Raw genomic sequence first — 15145 nt, forward strand, 5'->3', positions numbered from 1 at the left:
TTCATCAACAGTCTGGGGAGACGATGGATGGCCAAGGCACTCGACAAGAGACACGAATTCACGCCCGCAGCGCATAGCGCGTCGCCCGACTGGTCGAAGCGGATGAGCGATAATGTCGCTCTCGCACTGATCGTTTACACCGGCCTCCAGATCTTCGTGACCGTGGAAGCGCTGAAGGACGGTGTATCCAGCACAGTCCCCTATTTCGCGCTCATTCTGCTGGTCGGCGCAATCATCCCGGCCTGCCGCTGGTTCGAAAAGCGCTGGAAGAATCTGCCCGAGCTAAAGGCGCATGACGAAAGCCTGCGCGGGGCGTTCCGGCGCGACCAGCTGATGCTCTGGGCAATCGCCATCGGTCTGCCCTTCGTGCTCACAGCCTTGTTCAAGGCTATCTTCAGCGTCTGACCTGCGGGGCTTGCACCGCCCGCACTGGCTCCCTAGCCGGACCCTTCATCAGGTTTGCAGAGATGAAGGCGAGGCATGATCGATAAAGAAACCGCACTGGCGCGCTGCCAGGAACTGGTCGCGCTGGCGCAGAAGACGGGCGCGGACGCCGCCGACGCCGTAGCCCGGGCCAATGCCTCGGAATCGGTGGCGATGCGACTCGGCCAGCTCGAAGAAGTCGAACGCTCCGAAAGCGAAGAGATCGGCCTGCGCGTGTTCGTGGGCCAGCGGTCCGCGTCGATCCACACCAGCGATTTTGCACCCGAAGGTTTGAAAGCGCTGGCCGAACGGGCCGTGCAGATGGCGCGCCATGCGCCCGAAGACCGGCATTCGGGCCTCGCGCCTGCCGACGCGCAGTTTACCGGCGACCTGCCCGATCTCGAACTCGACGACCCCGACCAGCCCGATCCGGCAGCCCTGCGCGAAGCCGCGCTCGCAACCGAAGAAGCGGCGCGCGCGGTGGAAGGTGTAACCAACAGCAATGGCGGCAGCGCCGGCGCCAGCCGCGCCGTGGTCGCGCTGGCGACATCGACCGGTTTTGCCCGTGGCTATGCCGGCAGCGGCTTCTCGCTCTCGGCCAGCGTGGTGGCGGGCGCGGGCAGTTCGATGCAGACCGACCATGCATCGCGCAGTGCCCGTTTCCTGTCCGATCTCCCCGCGCCCGAAACCGTGGGCAGCGAGGCCGGGCGGCGCGCGGTGGAACGGCTGAACCCCAAATCCATCGCCAGCAGCAAATTGCCCATCGTGTTCGAACCGCGCATCGCCGGCGGGCTTATCAGCCATCTGCTCGGCGCGATGTCGGCCCCCGCAATCGCGCGCAAGGCCAGCTTCCTGCTGGGCCATGAAGCCGATGAACTCTTCGATCCCGCCATTCGCATCGTCGAGGATCCGCTGCGCAAGCGCGGCCAGCGTTCGCGCCCCTTCGATGGCGAAGGTGTCCGCTGCGGACCGCGCGAACTGGTGCGCGATGGCCGCGTGACCGGCTGGCTGACCAATGTCTCGTCCGCCGACCAGCTCGGCCTCGAACTCACCGGGCATGCCTCGCGCGGGGGCGGTGGTTCGCCGGGAGTGAGCGCCAGCAATGTCCACATGGGGCCGGGCACAGTATCGCCCGAAGCGCTGATGGCCGATATCGAGGACGGGCTCTACGTCACCTCGCTGTTCGGACAGGGCGTCAATACGGTCACCGGCGATTACAGCCGCGGCGCCACCGGCTTCCGTATTCGCAAGGGCCAGATTGCCGAACCGGTTGCCGAAATCACCATCGCGGGTAATCTGCTCGACATGTACCGCGCACTTACCCCGGCCGACGATCTCGAGATGCACCGTTCGATCAATGTGCCCACCCTGCGGATCGACGGCATGATGGTGGCGGGCGAATGAAGCGCTTGCTGGCTGCCGCCGCTGCATTCGGCCTGAGCGTGGCCGCTGCACCGGCGCTGGCCATCCTGCCGAGCGCACCCGCCAGCGAGCCTGCGCCCACCGAAACGGCGACGCCTGCACAGGCGATCGAGGATACGCAGGATGCCGGCGCCGACCGGCGCATGGCCGACCGGATCGAAGGAATCTTCGCCGAACTGCCCGCCTTCCAGTCGGTGAACGTGGCGGTGAGCCAGGGCGTCGTCACCCTCTCGGGTACCGTCCCAAAGCAGGAAGACGTCGCCCGTGCCGAAGCCATTGCCAGCCGCGTGACCGGCGTGGTGACGGTGGAGAACGGGCTCGAACGCGATGTCTCGGTTTCCGCCCAGGCGTCGGGCATCGCCAGCCTTGCAGACAAGTGGGACGGGCTGATCGCACTGCTGCCGCTTATCGGCTTGGCGCTGCTGGTCTGGGCAGGGATCTCGCTGATCGGCTATCTCATCGCCGGGCTGGGTTCGCTCTGGCACCGGATCGCGCCAAACAGCTTTCTTGCCGAACTGATCGCCAGCGCGCTGCGCTTCGTCTTCGTGGTCGGCGGTCTGGTGGTGGCGCTCGATATCGTCGGCGCGAGCGCGCTGCTTGGCGCGGTATTGGGCGGGGCAGGGGTCATCGGCCTCGCGCTCGGCTTCGCGCTGCGCGACACGATCGAGAATTACGTCGCCTCGCTGATGCTCAGCCTGCGGCAGCCGTTCCGCGCCAACGATCACGTGTTGATCGACAATCTGGAAGGCCGGGTGATCCGCCTGACCAGCCGCGCCACGGTGATGATGACGCTCGACGGCAACCATCTGCGGGTGCCGAACAGCCAGGTGTTCAAGGCGGTGATCACCAATTTCAGCCGTAACCCCCAGCGCCGCTTCGAGTTCGAGCTGGGCGTGGATGCCGATGACGATGCCCGCGCCGCCCGCAAGCTGGGGCGCGATACGCTGTCCTCGCTCGAATTCATCCTGTCAGATCCGCCGCCCGAAGCACGCATCGTGGAGGTCGGCGATTCCAATGTCGTGATCCGGTTCCTGGGCTGGGTCGACCAGAACGAGACCGACTGGTTCAAGGCGCAAAGCCGCGCCATTCCCGCCGTCAAGGAAGCGCTGGAAGAGGCGGGCTTCGGCCTGCCCGAGCCGATCTACCGTCTGCGCTTCGACCCGCGTTCCGCCACGCTGCCGTTCGAGAACATCGCTGAAGGTGGCGAGCGCAAGGAGAGGGCAGCACCCAAGCCCGTGCGGCAGGTCACCGTGACCGAGGCCGACGAGGACATACGGCCCGTCAACGAAATTGCCGAAATGGTCGACAAGGAACGGCGGGAAACGGGCAGTGAGCAGGAAAAGGACCTGCTCGATCATTCACGACCGGTGGAATAGGCGGCGGTCGCGCCGCCCAAGAAAAAGGGGCGCTCCGCGGCGCCCCTCGATCCTTATTTCTTGTTCGCTTCGTAGCGTTCGATGCTTTCGTGCACGATCTTCTTGGCTTCGGCGGCATCGCCCCAGGCGCCGATGCGGACCCACTTTTCCTTTTCCAGGTCCTTGTAGTGGGTGAAGAAGTGCTCGATCTGCTGGAAGATGATTGAGGGCAGATCCTTGGTTTCGGCCACGTCCGAATAATAGGGGAAGGTCGTGTCGATCGGCACGCAGACGAGCTTTTCGTCGCCGCCATGTTCGTCTTCCAGGTTAAGCACGCCGATCGGGCGGGCGCGCACGACGCAGCCCGGGATGAAGGGCGAACGCGCAATCACCAGCGCATCGAGCGGGTCGCCATCGGGGCTCAGCGTGTGCGGGATGAAGCCATAGTTCGCCGGATAACGCATCGGCGTGTGCAGGATGCGGTCGACGAACAGCGCGCCGCTGTCCTTGTCGAATTCATACTTCACCGGTTCGCCGCCAGTGGGCACTTCGATGATGACGTTCAGGCTGTTGGGCACATCATCGCCCACGGGAATCATGTCGATACGCATTATAGCTCTCTAGCTGGATCAGAAATTCGGTCGGCCCCTCTCCCCGGAGGAGCTTTGCGCCGCGCCCTAACCGCCCCGCCTGGTTACCGCAAGACAGTGATAACCACGCAGGGAGCGCATTCGGGGTAGTGGCTTAGCGCGTGCGCGCTTCCAGCAGGCGATCGAACGCGGTGGTGCCGCCCTTGCTGGGTTCGATCCAGGGATAGCGCAGGCCGCCGTCATAGCGAATCGACAGCGTGTCGAACTGCTCGCCCCGCTTGACCAGCAGGTCGATCGGTTCGCCGCTGGTCTTGGCGGCCGTGACGGCGTCCATGATCACGTCCTTGGAATAGGCAGTGCCGTTCACCGCCATGATCTGCGTGCCGTTGACGATACCGGCGTTGAAGGCCGGGCCGTCCCACAGGGTGGAGGTCACCTTGCCATCGCTGTTGAGATTGACGCCCAGCGAGTAGAACAGGTCGGTATATTTGCCATTCGCGATACGGCCCGCGGCATAGGGGTTGGGTTCGTCTTTCCACACCAGCTGATAGCCTGCCATTTCCAGCCCGCGCACCGGGGCCGGCTGGTTGGGCTGGCGCAGGCGCGTGTCGAGGAAAGTCGCCCAGTCATAGGGATAGACTGCGTTGAGCGTGCCCACGACCTCGTCGAAATCATAGGTCAGCACGCCCCAGTCGCCATCTTCCTTGCCGAAGAAAGCGCTGGCGAAATCGTCCAGCCCCTTCTTGCCGTTCGTGCCCTGGCGAATGATCTGGTCGGCTTCGAGCCAGGTCAGTGCGCCTTCGACGTAATAATCCTCACTCCGCTGGAGCGAGCTGAACGGCAGCGGGCGGCGCGAATTGACGATCGGATCGTAGGTCGTGTCCTGAACGCTGCGCCATGCGCGGCCCGGCTGGCCTTCCGAATAATTGGCCACCGCATTGGCGAACATGCCCAGCACGGTTTCCTTCTTCTGCAGGCCCGACCGCGCGGCCAGGACCCAGCCCCAGAACTGCGTCTGGCCTTCATAGACCCACAGCAGCGTGTCCTGCATCGGCGTGCGGTAATCGGGCGTCCACAGGCCTTCGGGGCGGCGGAACTTGCCGTTCCAGCTATGCACCAGTTCGTGGGCCACGACGTTGCGATCCCAGTCCATCTTGTCCCAGTCGATCAGCGCGGTCGGCTCGTACTGGTTTTCCGAAGAACGGTGATGTTCCAGCCCGATGCCGCCCATCCGGTCGGTCATGGCGAGGAGGATGTCGTAATGATCGAAGGGGCGCGCGCCGAACAGGGCGTCGGCTTCGTCCACCAGCTTTTCGAACGTGGCGAGGTTCTGCGGCTCCAGCTCCAGATATTTGGGCGCATCGGCCACCCCGTCGAGGCGGACATTGTCATCGACATCCCACTGGCGGGCGTATTTCCCGGCGAAAATCGGCGAATCGACCAGCGTTTCGTAATCGACTTCTTCCCAGCTCACCGTGTCGCCCGCGCGGGTCTGGCCGTCGAGCGCGGTGAACACCTGCCAGCCTTCGGGCACCTTGACCGTCGGCAGCACTTCGATGCGCCGCGTATAATGGCCTTCGGGATACAGGCTCATCGCTTCCCACTGCAGGTTGAACATTTCCTGCGTCATCGAGATGCGGCCTTCGCTGCCGGTGACGGGCGAGGTGTGGCGGAAGGTTGCCACCACTTCGCGCGCGCCCTGCGGCAGGCTCACGCGGTAACGATAGACGTCCAGCGGATCGCGGCTCCATTCGAGCGGCTGGCCATTGGCGAAAAAGCGGATGTCGGAAACGAGATTGGGCGCGCCGCGGGCGGCGTGCTTGCCGGGCAGCCATTCGGGCAGCAGCAGGTTCAGCTGGTCCAGCCCGGCGGGCACGGGGATAGTTTCCTTCACGGTATAGAGCGCGCGGCGCGTATCGGTCGCGTCGATTTCCAGCCTGATCGTGCCGCCCGGCCAGGCCGTATCCTGCGGCAGCGGCGTGGCATCATCCAGCTGCGGGGCGATCGGGGCGGAATTGCCTTCGGGCCGGGACTGGGCATTGGCACCAGTGGCAAGCAGGAGGGCGGCGGCGAGCGCGATCGGCGCGGAAAAGGTTTTCATGGCCCGCAGCAATGCGGATGACGGTGGGCGAAGGCAAGCGAACTCTCGACGAGCGACTTCCCCCTCTCCACCGAACGCGCTAGATGCGCGCCCGATGAGCAAGACACCCCAAGCCATTCGCGGCACGCAGGACATTTTCGGCCCCGACGCAGAAGCTTTCGCCTTCGTGGTCGAAACCTTTCAGCGCGTCCGCAAACTCTATCGCTTCCGCCGGGTCGAAATGCCCGTTTTCGAGAAGACCGAAGTGTTCGCCCGCTCGATCGGCGAAACCACCGATATCGTGTCCAAGGAAATGTATTCCTTCGAAGATCGCGGCGGCGAATCGCTGACGCTGCGGCCCGAATTCACCGCCGGGATCGCGCGCGCCTATCTGTCGAATGGCTGGCAGCAATATGCGCCGGCCAAGCTGGCCACCCACGGCCCGCTGTTCCGTTACGAGCGCCCGCAGAAGGGCCGTTATCGCCAGTTCCACCAGATCGATGCGGAGATCATCGGCGCGGGTGAACCGCAGGCCGATGTCGAACTGCTGACCATGGCCGACCAGCTGCTGAAGGAACTGGGCATCACCGGCGTGACGCTGCATCTCAACACGCTGGGCGATGGCGACAGCCGCGAAGCCTGGCGCGCGGCGCTGGTCGAACATTTCCGCGCCGTGAAGGATGAATTGAGCGAGGATTCGCAGGAGCGGCTGGAAAAGAACCCGCTGCGCATCCTCGATTCCAAGGATCGCCGCGATCAAAAATTCGTCGCCGACGCGCCGAAGATCGATCAGTTCCTGTCGGACGATGCGCGCGCCTTCTTCGATACGGTGACCAGCGGCCTCGATGCCGCCGGGGTCAAATGGACGCGCGCCGAAAGCCTGGTGCGCGGGCTCGATTACTATCGCCACACCGCCTTCGAATTCATTCCCGACGAGGGCAGCGAGGCGGCAGGCAAGCTCGGCAGCCAGAGCACGATCATTGGCGGTGGCCGCTATGATGGGCTGATGGAAAGCCTCGGCGGCGCCGCGACACCGGCGGTCGGCTGGGCGGCCGGGATCGAACGGCTGGCGATGCTGTGCGATGGCAAGGGCACCGAACAGCTGGAAATCGCGATCGCTGCTGAAAATGCGGAGCGCGAAGGCGATGCCGCCGAGATGGTCTCCATCTTCCGGCGGCAGGGCTTCAACGCCGAACTGTTCGCCACGGGCAGCCCGCGCAAGCGTTTCGACAAGGCGCGCAAGGCCGATCCGGCGGTGCTGATTTCCTTCGACGTGAGGGATGGGCAACGGACCCAGACTCTGACGGTCGCCGATACCGGCTATCACCGGGAAGCGGAGGCAAACGAAGTCTTCGCCAACCGCTGGGCGGATTCGTAGATATCGTCGCCCCGGATCTGAACCGGGGCGGGGGCTCCTTCCGGCTTATCGACCAGGCAGCACTATCCCCGATCAGGTCCGGGATGACGGGTCAGACAAGTCGGCGTGGAAGGACATGGACGGTATTGTTGGTAGGGGCTCGTTTCCCCCGCCATCACGGCCAAATTGCTTTCCTACACGCCCCGTTTGTCGCTAATGCCCCTCTATGGCCGACACGCAATTTCTCGATCCCGCACCTAGTTGCGGCACGCTTGTCGCCTCCATGTTTTTATCCCTTGGACCGTGCTCCAGGCGCTCCATCGTTCAGGAAACAGAGCTCTAACCTTGCAAGTACCCGCCGAACGTCTCGACCAGATCGCCCATCGCTTCGCCGAGCTCGAGGCGCGCATGGCGTCGGGCACGCTGGAGGGCGACGAGTTCGTCCAGGCAAGCCGCGACTATGCCGAGCTGGAGCCGGTCGCACGCGTGGCGGCGCAGGTGAAAACCGCGCGTGAGGAAATCGCGAGCCTCGAAGAGATGCTCGCCGATCCAGAGATGAAGGCCATGGCCGAAGAGGAACTGGCCGCATTGCGCCAGAGCCTGCCCGCAGCAGAGCATGAACTCGCCATCGCCATGCTTCCGCGTGACAGTGCCGACAACAAGCCTGCCATGCTGGAAATCCGCGCCGGGACGGGCGGGGACGAAGCGGCGCTGTTCGCGGGCGACCTGTTCCGCATGTACGAACGCTATGCCGCCGAACAGGGCTGGAAGGTCGAACCGGTTAGCATGAATGCCAGCGAAGTGGGCGGCTTCAAGGAAATCGTCGCCAATGTCGCGGGCAATGGCGTGTTCGCCAAGCTCAAGTTCGAAAGCGGCGTGCACCGCGTGCAGCGCGTTCCCGAAACCGAAAGCGGCGGGCGCATCCATACCTCGGCAGCCACCGTGGCCGTCCTGCCCGAGCCGGACGAAGTCGATGTGCAGATCGATGCGGGCGATCTCAAGATCGACACCTATCGCGCCAGCGGGGCGGGCGGCCAGCACGTCAACACCACCGACAGCGCGATCCGCATCACCCATCTGCCGACCGGCACCGTCGTTACCTGTCAGGATGCGCGCAGCCAGCACAAGAACAAGGAAAAGGCGATGCAGGTTCTGCGCACCCGCCTTTACGATGCGCAGCGCGAGGCGACACAGGGTGCCGAGGCCGAGGCGCGCAAAGCCATGGTTGGCAGCGGCGACCGGTCGGAACGCATCCGCACCTACAACTTCCCGCAAGGCCGCGTGACCGATCATCGCATCGGCCTGACCCTGCACAAGCTGCCCGAAATCATCGCCGGGCCGGGGCTGGGCGAACTGGTCGATGCGCTGATCTCGGAGGACGAGGCCAAGCGGCTCGCAGCGCTCAGTGACTGACGCGAGTGTCGCCGAAGCAATCCGCGCGGCGAGTGATCGTCTCGCAGCGACAAGCGATACCGCCCGCCTCGATGCCGAATTGCTGATGGCGCATGCGCTTGGCACGGGGCGGTCCGAAATGCTGCTGCGCTCGATGCGCGATCCGGCGCCTGCGTCGTATGCCGGGCTGATCGGGCGGCGGGCAGGGCATGAACCGGTGGCCCATATCCTGGGCCATCAGGAGTTCTTCGGCCGCACCTTCCGCGTCACGCCCGACACGCTGATCCCGCGCGGCGACAGCGAGGTGCTGGTCGAAGCCGCGCTCGAACTGAAGCCGGGGGCGCAGCGTGTGCTCGATCTCGGCACGGGGAGCGGGGCCTTGCTGCTGAGCGTGGTTGCGGAAACCCGGGCCAGCGGCGTGGGGACCGACTTCTCGCCCGGCGCGCTCGCAGTGGCGCATGAGAATGCCGATCTGCTCGGCCTGGAAGACCGCGTGCGCTTCCACCTGCTCGACTGGCGGGAAGATGGCTGGGCAGCGACCCTGGGGCAGTTCGATATCGTGCTGTGCAATCCGCCCTATATAGAAGAGAGCGCGGTGCTCGATCCCGATGTGCGCGATCACGAACCCGTCACGGCCCTGTTCGCAGGTGCCGATGGGCTGGACGACTATCGCCTCATCCTGCCGCGATTGCGCGATTTGCTGGCCCCCGATGGGCTGGCGATTCTCGAAATCGGGCACGAGCAGGCCGAGGCTGTGGGGGCGGTCGCAAAGGAAAACGGCTTCGCTTTCGAGCTGCGCCGGGACCTTGCAAATCGCCCGCGAGCACTCATTCTAAGATAGGGGGTTGGCAAAGCCGATTCGACCCTCTAACTCTGGCCACAGGCCAGTGGTGCGCGAGAGTGTTCGACCCACCGGTCCACAGCTCCGACATGGCAGTTCCGGTGCGCGGCTTTCAGCTGTTGCATACCATGCACAGACAGGGGCACGCATGCTGCGTGAGGGCGTAGCATGATTGATGGATTACGCGGCCAGAGGCGGACCGAGGGTTCGCGCCGCGCCATAAAAGGACGAGTATTCCTTGAACAACAACCGTAATAACAACCGTCGCCGCGGTCGTAACAACAACAATCGCAATCAGGGCGGCGGCAATTCGGCCAACCGGATCGACAGCCGGGCACGCGGCAATGCGCCGCAGCTGCTCGACAAGTACAAGAAGCTTGCGCAGGACGCCCAACACAATGGCGACCGCGTGCAGGCGGAGTACTATCTCCAGTTCGCCGACCACTATTTCCGCGTGATCGCCGACAACAAGGCGCGCCAGGAAGAAGCCAAGGCCAAGCGCGACGATGAACGCGGCTCCAACCAGTCGGACGATGACGATTCGGACGATGATGGTGACGATCGCCGCAAGAACCGTCGCCCGCGCACCCGCCAGGGTGACGATCAAGGCCAGAAGGAACCGCGCGCCCGCAGGCCGCGTCGCTCGTCGAACGACGATGATGGCAGCGATTACGAGCCGGAAGAAAACCCCTTCACCCGTAAGGGCGATGAGGAAGAGGCTCCTAAAAAGCGCCGTGCCGCACCGCGCAAGGCCAAGAAGGCCGAAGATGGCGAGATCGACGTGGCTGCCCTGCCACCCGCGATCGGCGGGGACGAGGAAAAGCCTGCGCCGCGCCGCCGTCGTCGCAAGACCGAAGAGAGCGAGGACGTGAGCGCGGTCGGCTGATCGCGCTTACCCATCCTGCTTTCGCTTGCCATCGCCGCGCCCTGACGTAACAGGCGTGGCGATGGAGAAAATCCCCGCTTTTGCCCTGCGCCATCCTCGCTGGTGTGCGCTCTTGCTCGGCCTGATTTCGGCAACCGGCTTCCAACCCCTGCATCTGTGGCCGGTTGGCCTTGCCGCAATGGCCGGGTTCGTCTGGCTCGCCTGTCGGCAGGGTAGCGGCAAAGCTGCATTTCTGACCGGCTGGCTGTTCGGGGTGGCGCATTTCACGCTCACCAACAACTGGATCGCGACGGCCTTCACCTATCAGGCCGAAATGCCCCCCGCCCTAGGCTGGGCCGCGGTTCCGCTCCTCTCGCTCTATCTTGCAGTCTGGCCGGCCCTCGCCACTCTTTGTGCGTGGCTTCTGACGCGGGGCAGGGGGCTCATCCCCTTCGCGCTGGCGATAGGCGGTTTGTGGATCGGCGCGGAATGGTTCCGCAGTTGGGTCTTCACCGGCTATGCCTGGGGCCCCTTCTCGATGATGATGCTTGGCGATTGGGAAAGGCCTGGCGTCGCCGTCATCCTGCCGTGGGTAGGCAGCTATGCGCTGTCCGGGCTGATGGTTGCCTTGTGCGGCATCTTCGCATGGACAATCTCGGCGCGCCGCTGGGCTGTTTCGGGCGCAGTGCTGGCTGGCCTGATCGCGGCGATGTATCTGCCCGCCCCCGAACGCAGGGAAGGCACTCTGCCGCTAACACTCGTCCAGCCCAATCTGCAGCAGGAAGAGCTCGACGATCCGAGCAAATATGAGGAGCAGTTCCGCCGTATCGCCTCTCTCAGCGTGCCGGAGCGCCCGGTTAGCCGCAGGCTCGTCCTGTGGCCTGAAAGCGGCGTGCCGGATTACCTTCGTCCCGGCTATCCGCAGCGCTATTACACGCAGATGACGGCAGGTGGCGACCCCGCCTTCGCGCGTTATCGTATCGGCCAGACGCTGGGGGAGGGTGCGCTTCTGCTCACCGGCGCGGTCGATCTCGAGATCGAGGACGTGGATGGCCGTGCCCGAGCTACCGGCGCCTATAATGCTATCACGCCGATCGATGCAGAGGGCAATCTTGGCAAACGTTATGCCAAGGCACATCTGGTTCCGTACGGAGAATATCTCCCCATGCGTGCGCTTCTCGAACCGCTCGGCATGTCGCGCCTTGTTGCAGGCTCAATCGACTTCATTCCCGGACCCGGGCCCCTTACTTTCGATTTCGGCCCGCAAGGCAAGGCCGGGATGCAAATCTGTTACGAGATTGTCTTTTCGGGGGAAGTTGCCGAACGAGGAAATCGTCCGGATTATATCTTCAACCCGTCGAACGATGGCTGGTTCGGCGATTGGGGCCCACCGCAGCACCTCGCCCAAGCCCGCATGCGCGCGATTGAAGAGGCCCTGCCGGTCCTTCGATCGACGACGACAGGCATCAGTGCTGTGATCGATGCGAATGGCATCGTGCGTCAGCACATCGGTAGGAACAAGGCTGCACGTATCGATACGTTGGTGCCGCCTGCAGGCAAGCCAACTCCTTTTTCGGCGATGGATCATTGGCTCACCCTCATCTGGGGTTTGCTGCTTCTCATTGGATCGCTGGTTGCAGTCCGTCGCGCGCGTCGCTAGCTAGGAAGCAACACTTAAAGCTATCTTTATATCTTTCACCGGGGTTCCGAATGCGCACCAACTATCTCTTCACTTCCGAAAGTGTTTCCGAAGGGCACCCGGACAAGGTTTCCGACCAGATCTCGGACGCGATCGTCGATCTGATGCTTGCTAAGGACCCTGAGTCTCGGGTGGCCTGTGAAACGATGACGACCACCCAGCGCGTTATTCTGTCGGGCGAAATTCGCTGCGCACCCATGTACGATAAGAACAATGAAGAATGGTCCTATAACGGGGGCTGGGCCCCCGGCGCGAAAGACGAGATTGAAGCTGCTGTGCGCCGCACCGTCCGCGATATCGGTTACGAGCAGGACGGCTTTCACTGGAAGACTCTGACCTTTGAAAATCACCTTCACGGCCAGTCCGCTGAGATCGCTCAAGGCGTCGACTCAAGCGGGAACAAGGACGAAGGTGCAGGCGACCAGGGCATCATGTTCGGTTTCGCTTGCGACGAAACGCCCGATCTGATGCCGGCGACCATCGATTATTCGCACAAGATCCTTGAGCGGCTCGCGGCGGATCGCAAAAGCGGCGCGGCTCCCTTCCTTGAACCCGATGCCAAGAGCCAGCTTTCGCTCCGCTACGAGAATGGCAAGCCGGTCGCCTGCACGGCGATCGTGGTTTCGACCCAGCACGCCAAGGGCTATCATGAGGGTGAAAAGGAAAGCGAGCTCAAGGCCTATGTGAAAAAGGTCGTGACGGAGATGCTGCCCGAAGGTTGGGTGTCGGATGAAACCGAATGGCACATAAACCCCACTGGCGCCTTCGAGATTGGCGGTCCTGACGGCGACGCTGGCCTGACCGGGCGCAAGATCATCGTCGATACCTATGGCGGTGCAGCCCCTCATGGCGGCGGTGCGTTCAGTGGCAAAGATCCGACCAAGGTCGACCGTTCTGCTGCTTACATCACGCGCTATCTGGCGAAAAATATCGTTGCTGCTGGGTTGGCGCGCCGCTGCACGATCCAGCTTTCCTACGCTATCGGCGTATCGAAGCCGCTGTCGATCTATGTCGACACGCATGGCACTGCTGCCGAGGGTGTTACCGACGAGGCTCTGGAAACTGCGATCCGTGGCATCGAAAAACTCGGCGGCCTGACCCCGCGCGGAATTCGCACGCATCTTGGCCTCAACAAGCCGATCTATCGTAAGAGCGCAGCCTACGGCCACTTCGGACGCCAGGCCGAAGGCGATGCCTTCCCGTGGGAGCGTACTGATCTGGTCGACGACCTCAAGGCCGCGCTGGGTCGCTAAGGCACAAGGCAAAACGAAGAGGGCGGCCCATCAATGGTCGCCCTTTTCTTATGGGTTGTCTTTGCCCTTCCCGGGGGATGCCTTATCCAAGGCAAGCTCGGCATTCGAGAAAACGAACGGGCTGCGTACTGACGGCATGCCATCGATCTCTACACACATCCCGCGCGCCTTCACTTGAGGATCGTCGAATACCTCGTCGAGGTCGTTGATGGGGCCTGCCGGGATTGCGGCCTTCGCGCAGGCGTCGAGCAAGTCGTTACGCAACCACTCTCCTGTAGCGTCGGCGATAATCGCATCCACTTCGGATCGATGCGCGACACGACTGGCGTTGGTCGCGTAACGCTCATCCTTCAGCAGGTCGTTTCGGCCCAAGACGGACAGCAATTTCCGGAATAACGTGTCATTGGCAGGGGCGAGCACTACCTTGCCGTCTTTTGTGGGAAAAACTCCATAGGCGCTTACCTGAGCGTGCGCGTTGCCCATACGCGGCGGGTTCTGGCCGGTGGTCAAATAGCTCATTGCCTGATTGGCCAATAGCGCGACCGAACTGTCGAGCAGGCTCATGTCGATCCATTGCCCTTTACCGGTGCGATATCGCATCAGCAGCGCAGCCTGCACTGCATTGGCAGCCCAAAGCCCACACGATAGGTCGCTGATCGAAACACCCATCTTGATGGGATCGCCTTCGGGTTCGCCCGTCAGCGCCATGAAGCCGCTCATCGCCTGTACGACGAAATCATATCCCGGCTCGTCGCGCCGCGGACCGTTCTGTCCGAAACCCGTTATCGAGCAATAGACGAGGGCGGGATTCACTTTTGACAGCGATGCATAATCGAGCCCGAACTTGGCCAATCCGCCAGGCTTGAAATTTTCGAGCACGACATCGGCCCCGGCCGCCAGATCGGCGACTATCTTAAGGTCATGCTCGTCCCGAAAATCGGCAGTAATCCCACGCTTTCCGCGATTGCAGCCGTGGTAATAGGCGGAGGTCGTTTCGCCGTCATGGTCGACCCAGGGAGGACCCCAGATGCGAGTATTGTCGCCTTCCGGGCTTTCTACCTTAATCACGTCGGCGCCGAGGTCGGCAAGGATCTGCCCGGCCCAGGGTCCGGCAAGGACACGGGCGAGTTCGAGAACCTTCAGCCCGGCGAGCGGGCTGTTCTCGTTGCGCGGAGTTTCGAGCCATCTGGCCATATGGGTTTCAGCCGAGCGCGACCTCGTAACTTGCCGTCGTGCTGGCGGCGATGTCGTCTTCAGTCACGCCGGGCGCCAGTTCGATCAACTGGAACGCGCTGGTGTGATCGGGGCGGCGAAACACCCCCAGATTGGTGATAATCATATCTACCACGTTCTGGCCGGTCAGGGGCAGGGTGCAGCTCGGGATGAACTTTGCGCTGCCGTCCTTGGCCGTGTGGTCCATGACCACGATGATCTTTTTCACGCCCGCGACGAGGTCCATCGCGCCGCCCATTCCCTTGATCATCTTACCCGGAATCATCCAGTTGGCGATGTCGCCATTTTCGGCCACTTCCATCGCGCCGAGCACAGTCAGATCGATGTGGCCCCCGCGGATCATGGCAAAACTTTGCGCGCTGTCGAAATAGGCGCTGTGCGGCAATTCGCTGATCGTCTGCTTGCCCGCATTGATCAGGTCGGCATCCTCTTCGCCCTCATAAGGGAAGGGACCAATTCCGAGCATGCCGTTCTCGCTCTGGAGTGTGACATGCATGCCCTCGGGGATGTGATTGGCGACCAAGGTCGGAATGCCGATGCCGAGATTGACGTAATAGCCGTCCTCGAGTTCTCTCGCCGCGCGCGCGGCCATCTGGTTACGGTCCCAGCCGGTACGGGTTGCGGTATCGGTCATG

The 15145-nt window shown here is 63.2% G+C and carries 13 protein-coding genes; 9 read left to right on the forward strand and 4 right to left on the reverse strand.

The features are described from left to right. Nucleotides 1-27 precede the first annotated feature (27 nt). The 3 genes from ACYQ0G_RS10100 (at nt 28) to ACYQ0G_RS10110 (ending at nt 3221) form a co-directional block, all read left to right on the forward strand. Nucleotides 28-405, forward strand: coding sequence for a hypothetical protein (locus tag ACYQ0G_RS10100; RefSeq protein WP_460102167.1), 378 nt, complete (start codon nt 28-30; stop codon nt 403-405). A 75-nt stretch (nt 406-480) separates the two neighbouring features. After that, nucleotides 481-1827, forward strand: a complete 1347-nt coding sequence (locus ACYQ0G_RS10105) for a TldD/PmbA family protein (protein WP_460102168.1) — start codon at nt 481-483, stop codon at nt 1825-1827. Beyond that, the gene (locus ACYQ0G_RS10110; RefSeq protein ID WP_460102170.1) at nt 1824-3221 is read left to right on the forward strand and encodes a mechanosensitive ion channel domain-containing protein; all 1398 of its coding nucleotides are present in this window, start codon (nt 1824-1826) and stop codon (nt 3219-3221) included. Before ACYQ0G_RS10105 ends, ACYQ0G_RS10110 begins: the two co-directional genes overlap by 4 nt. A 53-nt stretch (nt 3222-3274) precedes the next feature. Here ACYQ0G_RS10110 and ppa read toward each other — a convergent pair whose 3' ends face one another. Together ppa and ACYQ0G_RS10120 are read right to left on the reverse strand one after the other, a co-directional pair. Next, entirely contained in the window at nt 3275-3811 is a 537-nt protein-coding gene (gene ppa, locus ACYQ0G_RS10115) for an inorganic diphosphatase (protein WP_460102172.1), read from the reverse strand. A 133-nt stretch (nt 3812-3944) separates the two neighbouring features. Further along, nucleotides 3945-5891 carry a M61 family metallopeptidase gene (locus ACYQ0G_RS10120; protein ID WP_460102174.1) on the reverse strand — a complete coding sequence of 649 codons (1947 nt, stop codon included), beginning with the start codon at nt 5889-5891 and terminating at the stop codon, nt 3945-3947. 94 nt (nt 5892-5985) lie between these two features. Between ACYQ0G_RS10120 and hisS the strand changes: the two genes are divergently transcribed. The 6 genes from hisS to metK all read left to right on the forward strand — a co-directional run bounded on the left by hisS (nt 5986) and on the right by metK (nt 13277). Continuing rightward, nucleotides 5986-7248 carry a histidine--tRNA ligase gene (hisS, locus tag ACYQ0G_RS10125; RefSeq protein ID WP_460102177.1) on the forward strand — a complete coding sequence of 421 codons (1263 nt, stop codon included), beginning with the start codon at nt 5986-5988 and terminating at the stop codon, nt 7246-7248. 324 nt (nt 7249-7572) lie between these two features. Continuing rightward, entirely contained in the window at nt 7573-8640 is a 1068-nt protein-coding gene (gene prfA / locus ACYQ0G_RS10130; RefSeq protein WP_460102179.1) for a peptide chain release factor 1, read from the forward strand. Beyond that, nucleotides 8633-9460, forward strand: a complete 828-nt coding sequence (gene prmC, locus ACYQ0G_RS10135) for a peptide chain release factor N(5)-glutamine methyltransferase (protein WP_460102181.1) — start codon at nt 8633-8635, stop codon at nt 9458-9460. Before prfA ends, prmC begins: the two co-directional genes overlap by 8 nt. Nucleotides 9461-9698: 238 nt before the next feature. Next, entirely contained in the window at nt 9699-10346 is a 648-nt protein-coding gene (locus ACYQ0G_RS10140; protein ID WP_460102182.1) for a DUF4167 domain-containing protein, read from the forward strand. Nucleotides 10347-10407: 61 nt separating this feature from the next. Continuing rightward, nucleotides 10408-11985 carry an apolipoprotein N-acyltransferase gene (gene lnt / locus ACYQ0G_RS10145; RefSeq protein ID WP_460102184.1) on the forward strand — a complete coding sequence of 526 codons (1578 nt, stop codon included), beginning with the start codon at nt 10408-10410 and terminating at the stop codon, nt 11983-11985. A 50-nt stretch (nt 11986-12035) separates the two neighbouring features. Then, a complete protein-coding gene (metK, locus tag ACYQ0G_RS10150; protein WP_460102186.1) occupies nt 12036-13277 on the forward strand; it encodes a methionine adenosyltransferase in 1242 nt (413 codons plus the stop codon). Between the two features lie 48 nt (nt 13278-13325). Here metK and ACYQ0G_RS10155 read toward each other — a convergent pair whose 3' ends face one another. Continuing rightward, a complete protein-coding gene (locus tag ACYQ0G_RS10155) occupies nt 13326-14471 on the reverse strand; it encodes a CaiB/BaiF CoA transferase family protein (RefSeq protein ID WP_460102188.1) in 1146 nt (381 codons plus the stop codon). 7 nt (nt 14472-14478) lie between these two features. Beyond that, on the reverse strand, nt 14479-15144 hold the full coding sequence (locus ACYQ0G_RS10160; protein ID WP_460102190.1) for a CoA transferase subunit B: 666 nt from the start codon (nt 15142-15144) through the stop codon (nt 14479-14481). Nucleotide 15145: the final 1 nt, after the last annotated feature.

Source organism: Qipengyuania triglochinis, from assembly GCF_054655615.1.

Coding starts and splice junctions, on each gene's coding strand:
- ACYQ0G_RS10100 (WP_460102167.1), top strand. CDS start 28: ATGGCCAAGGCACTCGACAAGAGACACGAATTCACGCCCGCAGCGCAT.
- ACYQ0G_RS10105 (WP_460102168.1), top strand. CDS start 481: ATGATCGATAAAGAAACCGCACTGGCGCGCTGCCAGGAACTGGTCGCG.
- ACYQ0G_RS10110 (WP_460102170.1), top strand. CDS start 1,824: ATGAAGCGCTTGCTGGCTGCCGCCGCTGCATTCGGCCTGAGCGTGGCC.
- ppa (WP_460102172.1), bottom strand. CDS start 3,811: ATGCGTATCGACATGATTCCCGTGGGCGATGATGTGCCCAACAGCCTG.
- ACYQ0G_RS10120 (WP_460102174.1), bottom strand. CDS start 5,891: ATGAAAACCTTTTCCGCGCCGATCGCGCTCGCCGCCGCCCTCCTGCTT.
- hisS (WP_460102177.1), top strand. CDS start 5,986: ATGAGCAAGACACCCCAAGCCATTCGCGGCACGCAGGACATTTTCGGC.
- lnt (WP_460102184.1), top strand. CDS start 10,408: ATGGAGAAAATCCCCGCTTTTGCCCTGCGCCATCCTCGCTGGTGTGCG.
- metK (WP_460102186.1), top strand. CDS start 12,036: ATGCGCACCAACTATCTCTTCACTTCCGAAAGTGTTTCCGAAGGGCAC.
- ACYQ0G_RS10155 (WP_460102188.1), bottom strand. CDS start 14,471: ATGGCCAGATGGCTCGAAACTCCGCGCAACGAGAACAGCCCGCTCGCC.
- ACYQ0G_RS10160 (WP_460102190.1), bottom strand. CDS start 15,144: ATGACCGATACCGCAACCCGTACCGGCTGGGACCGTAACCAGATGGCC.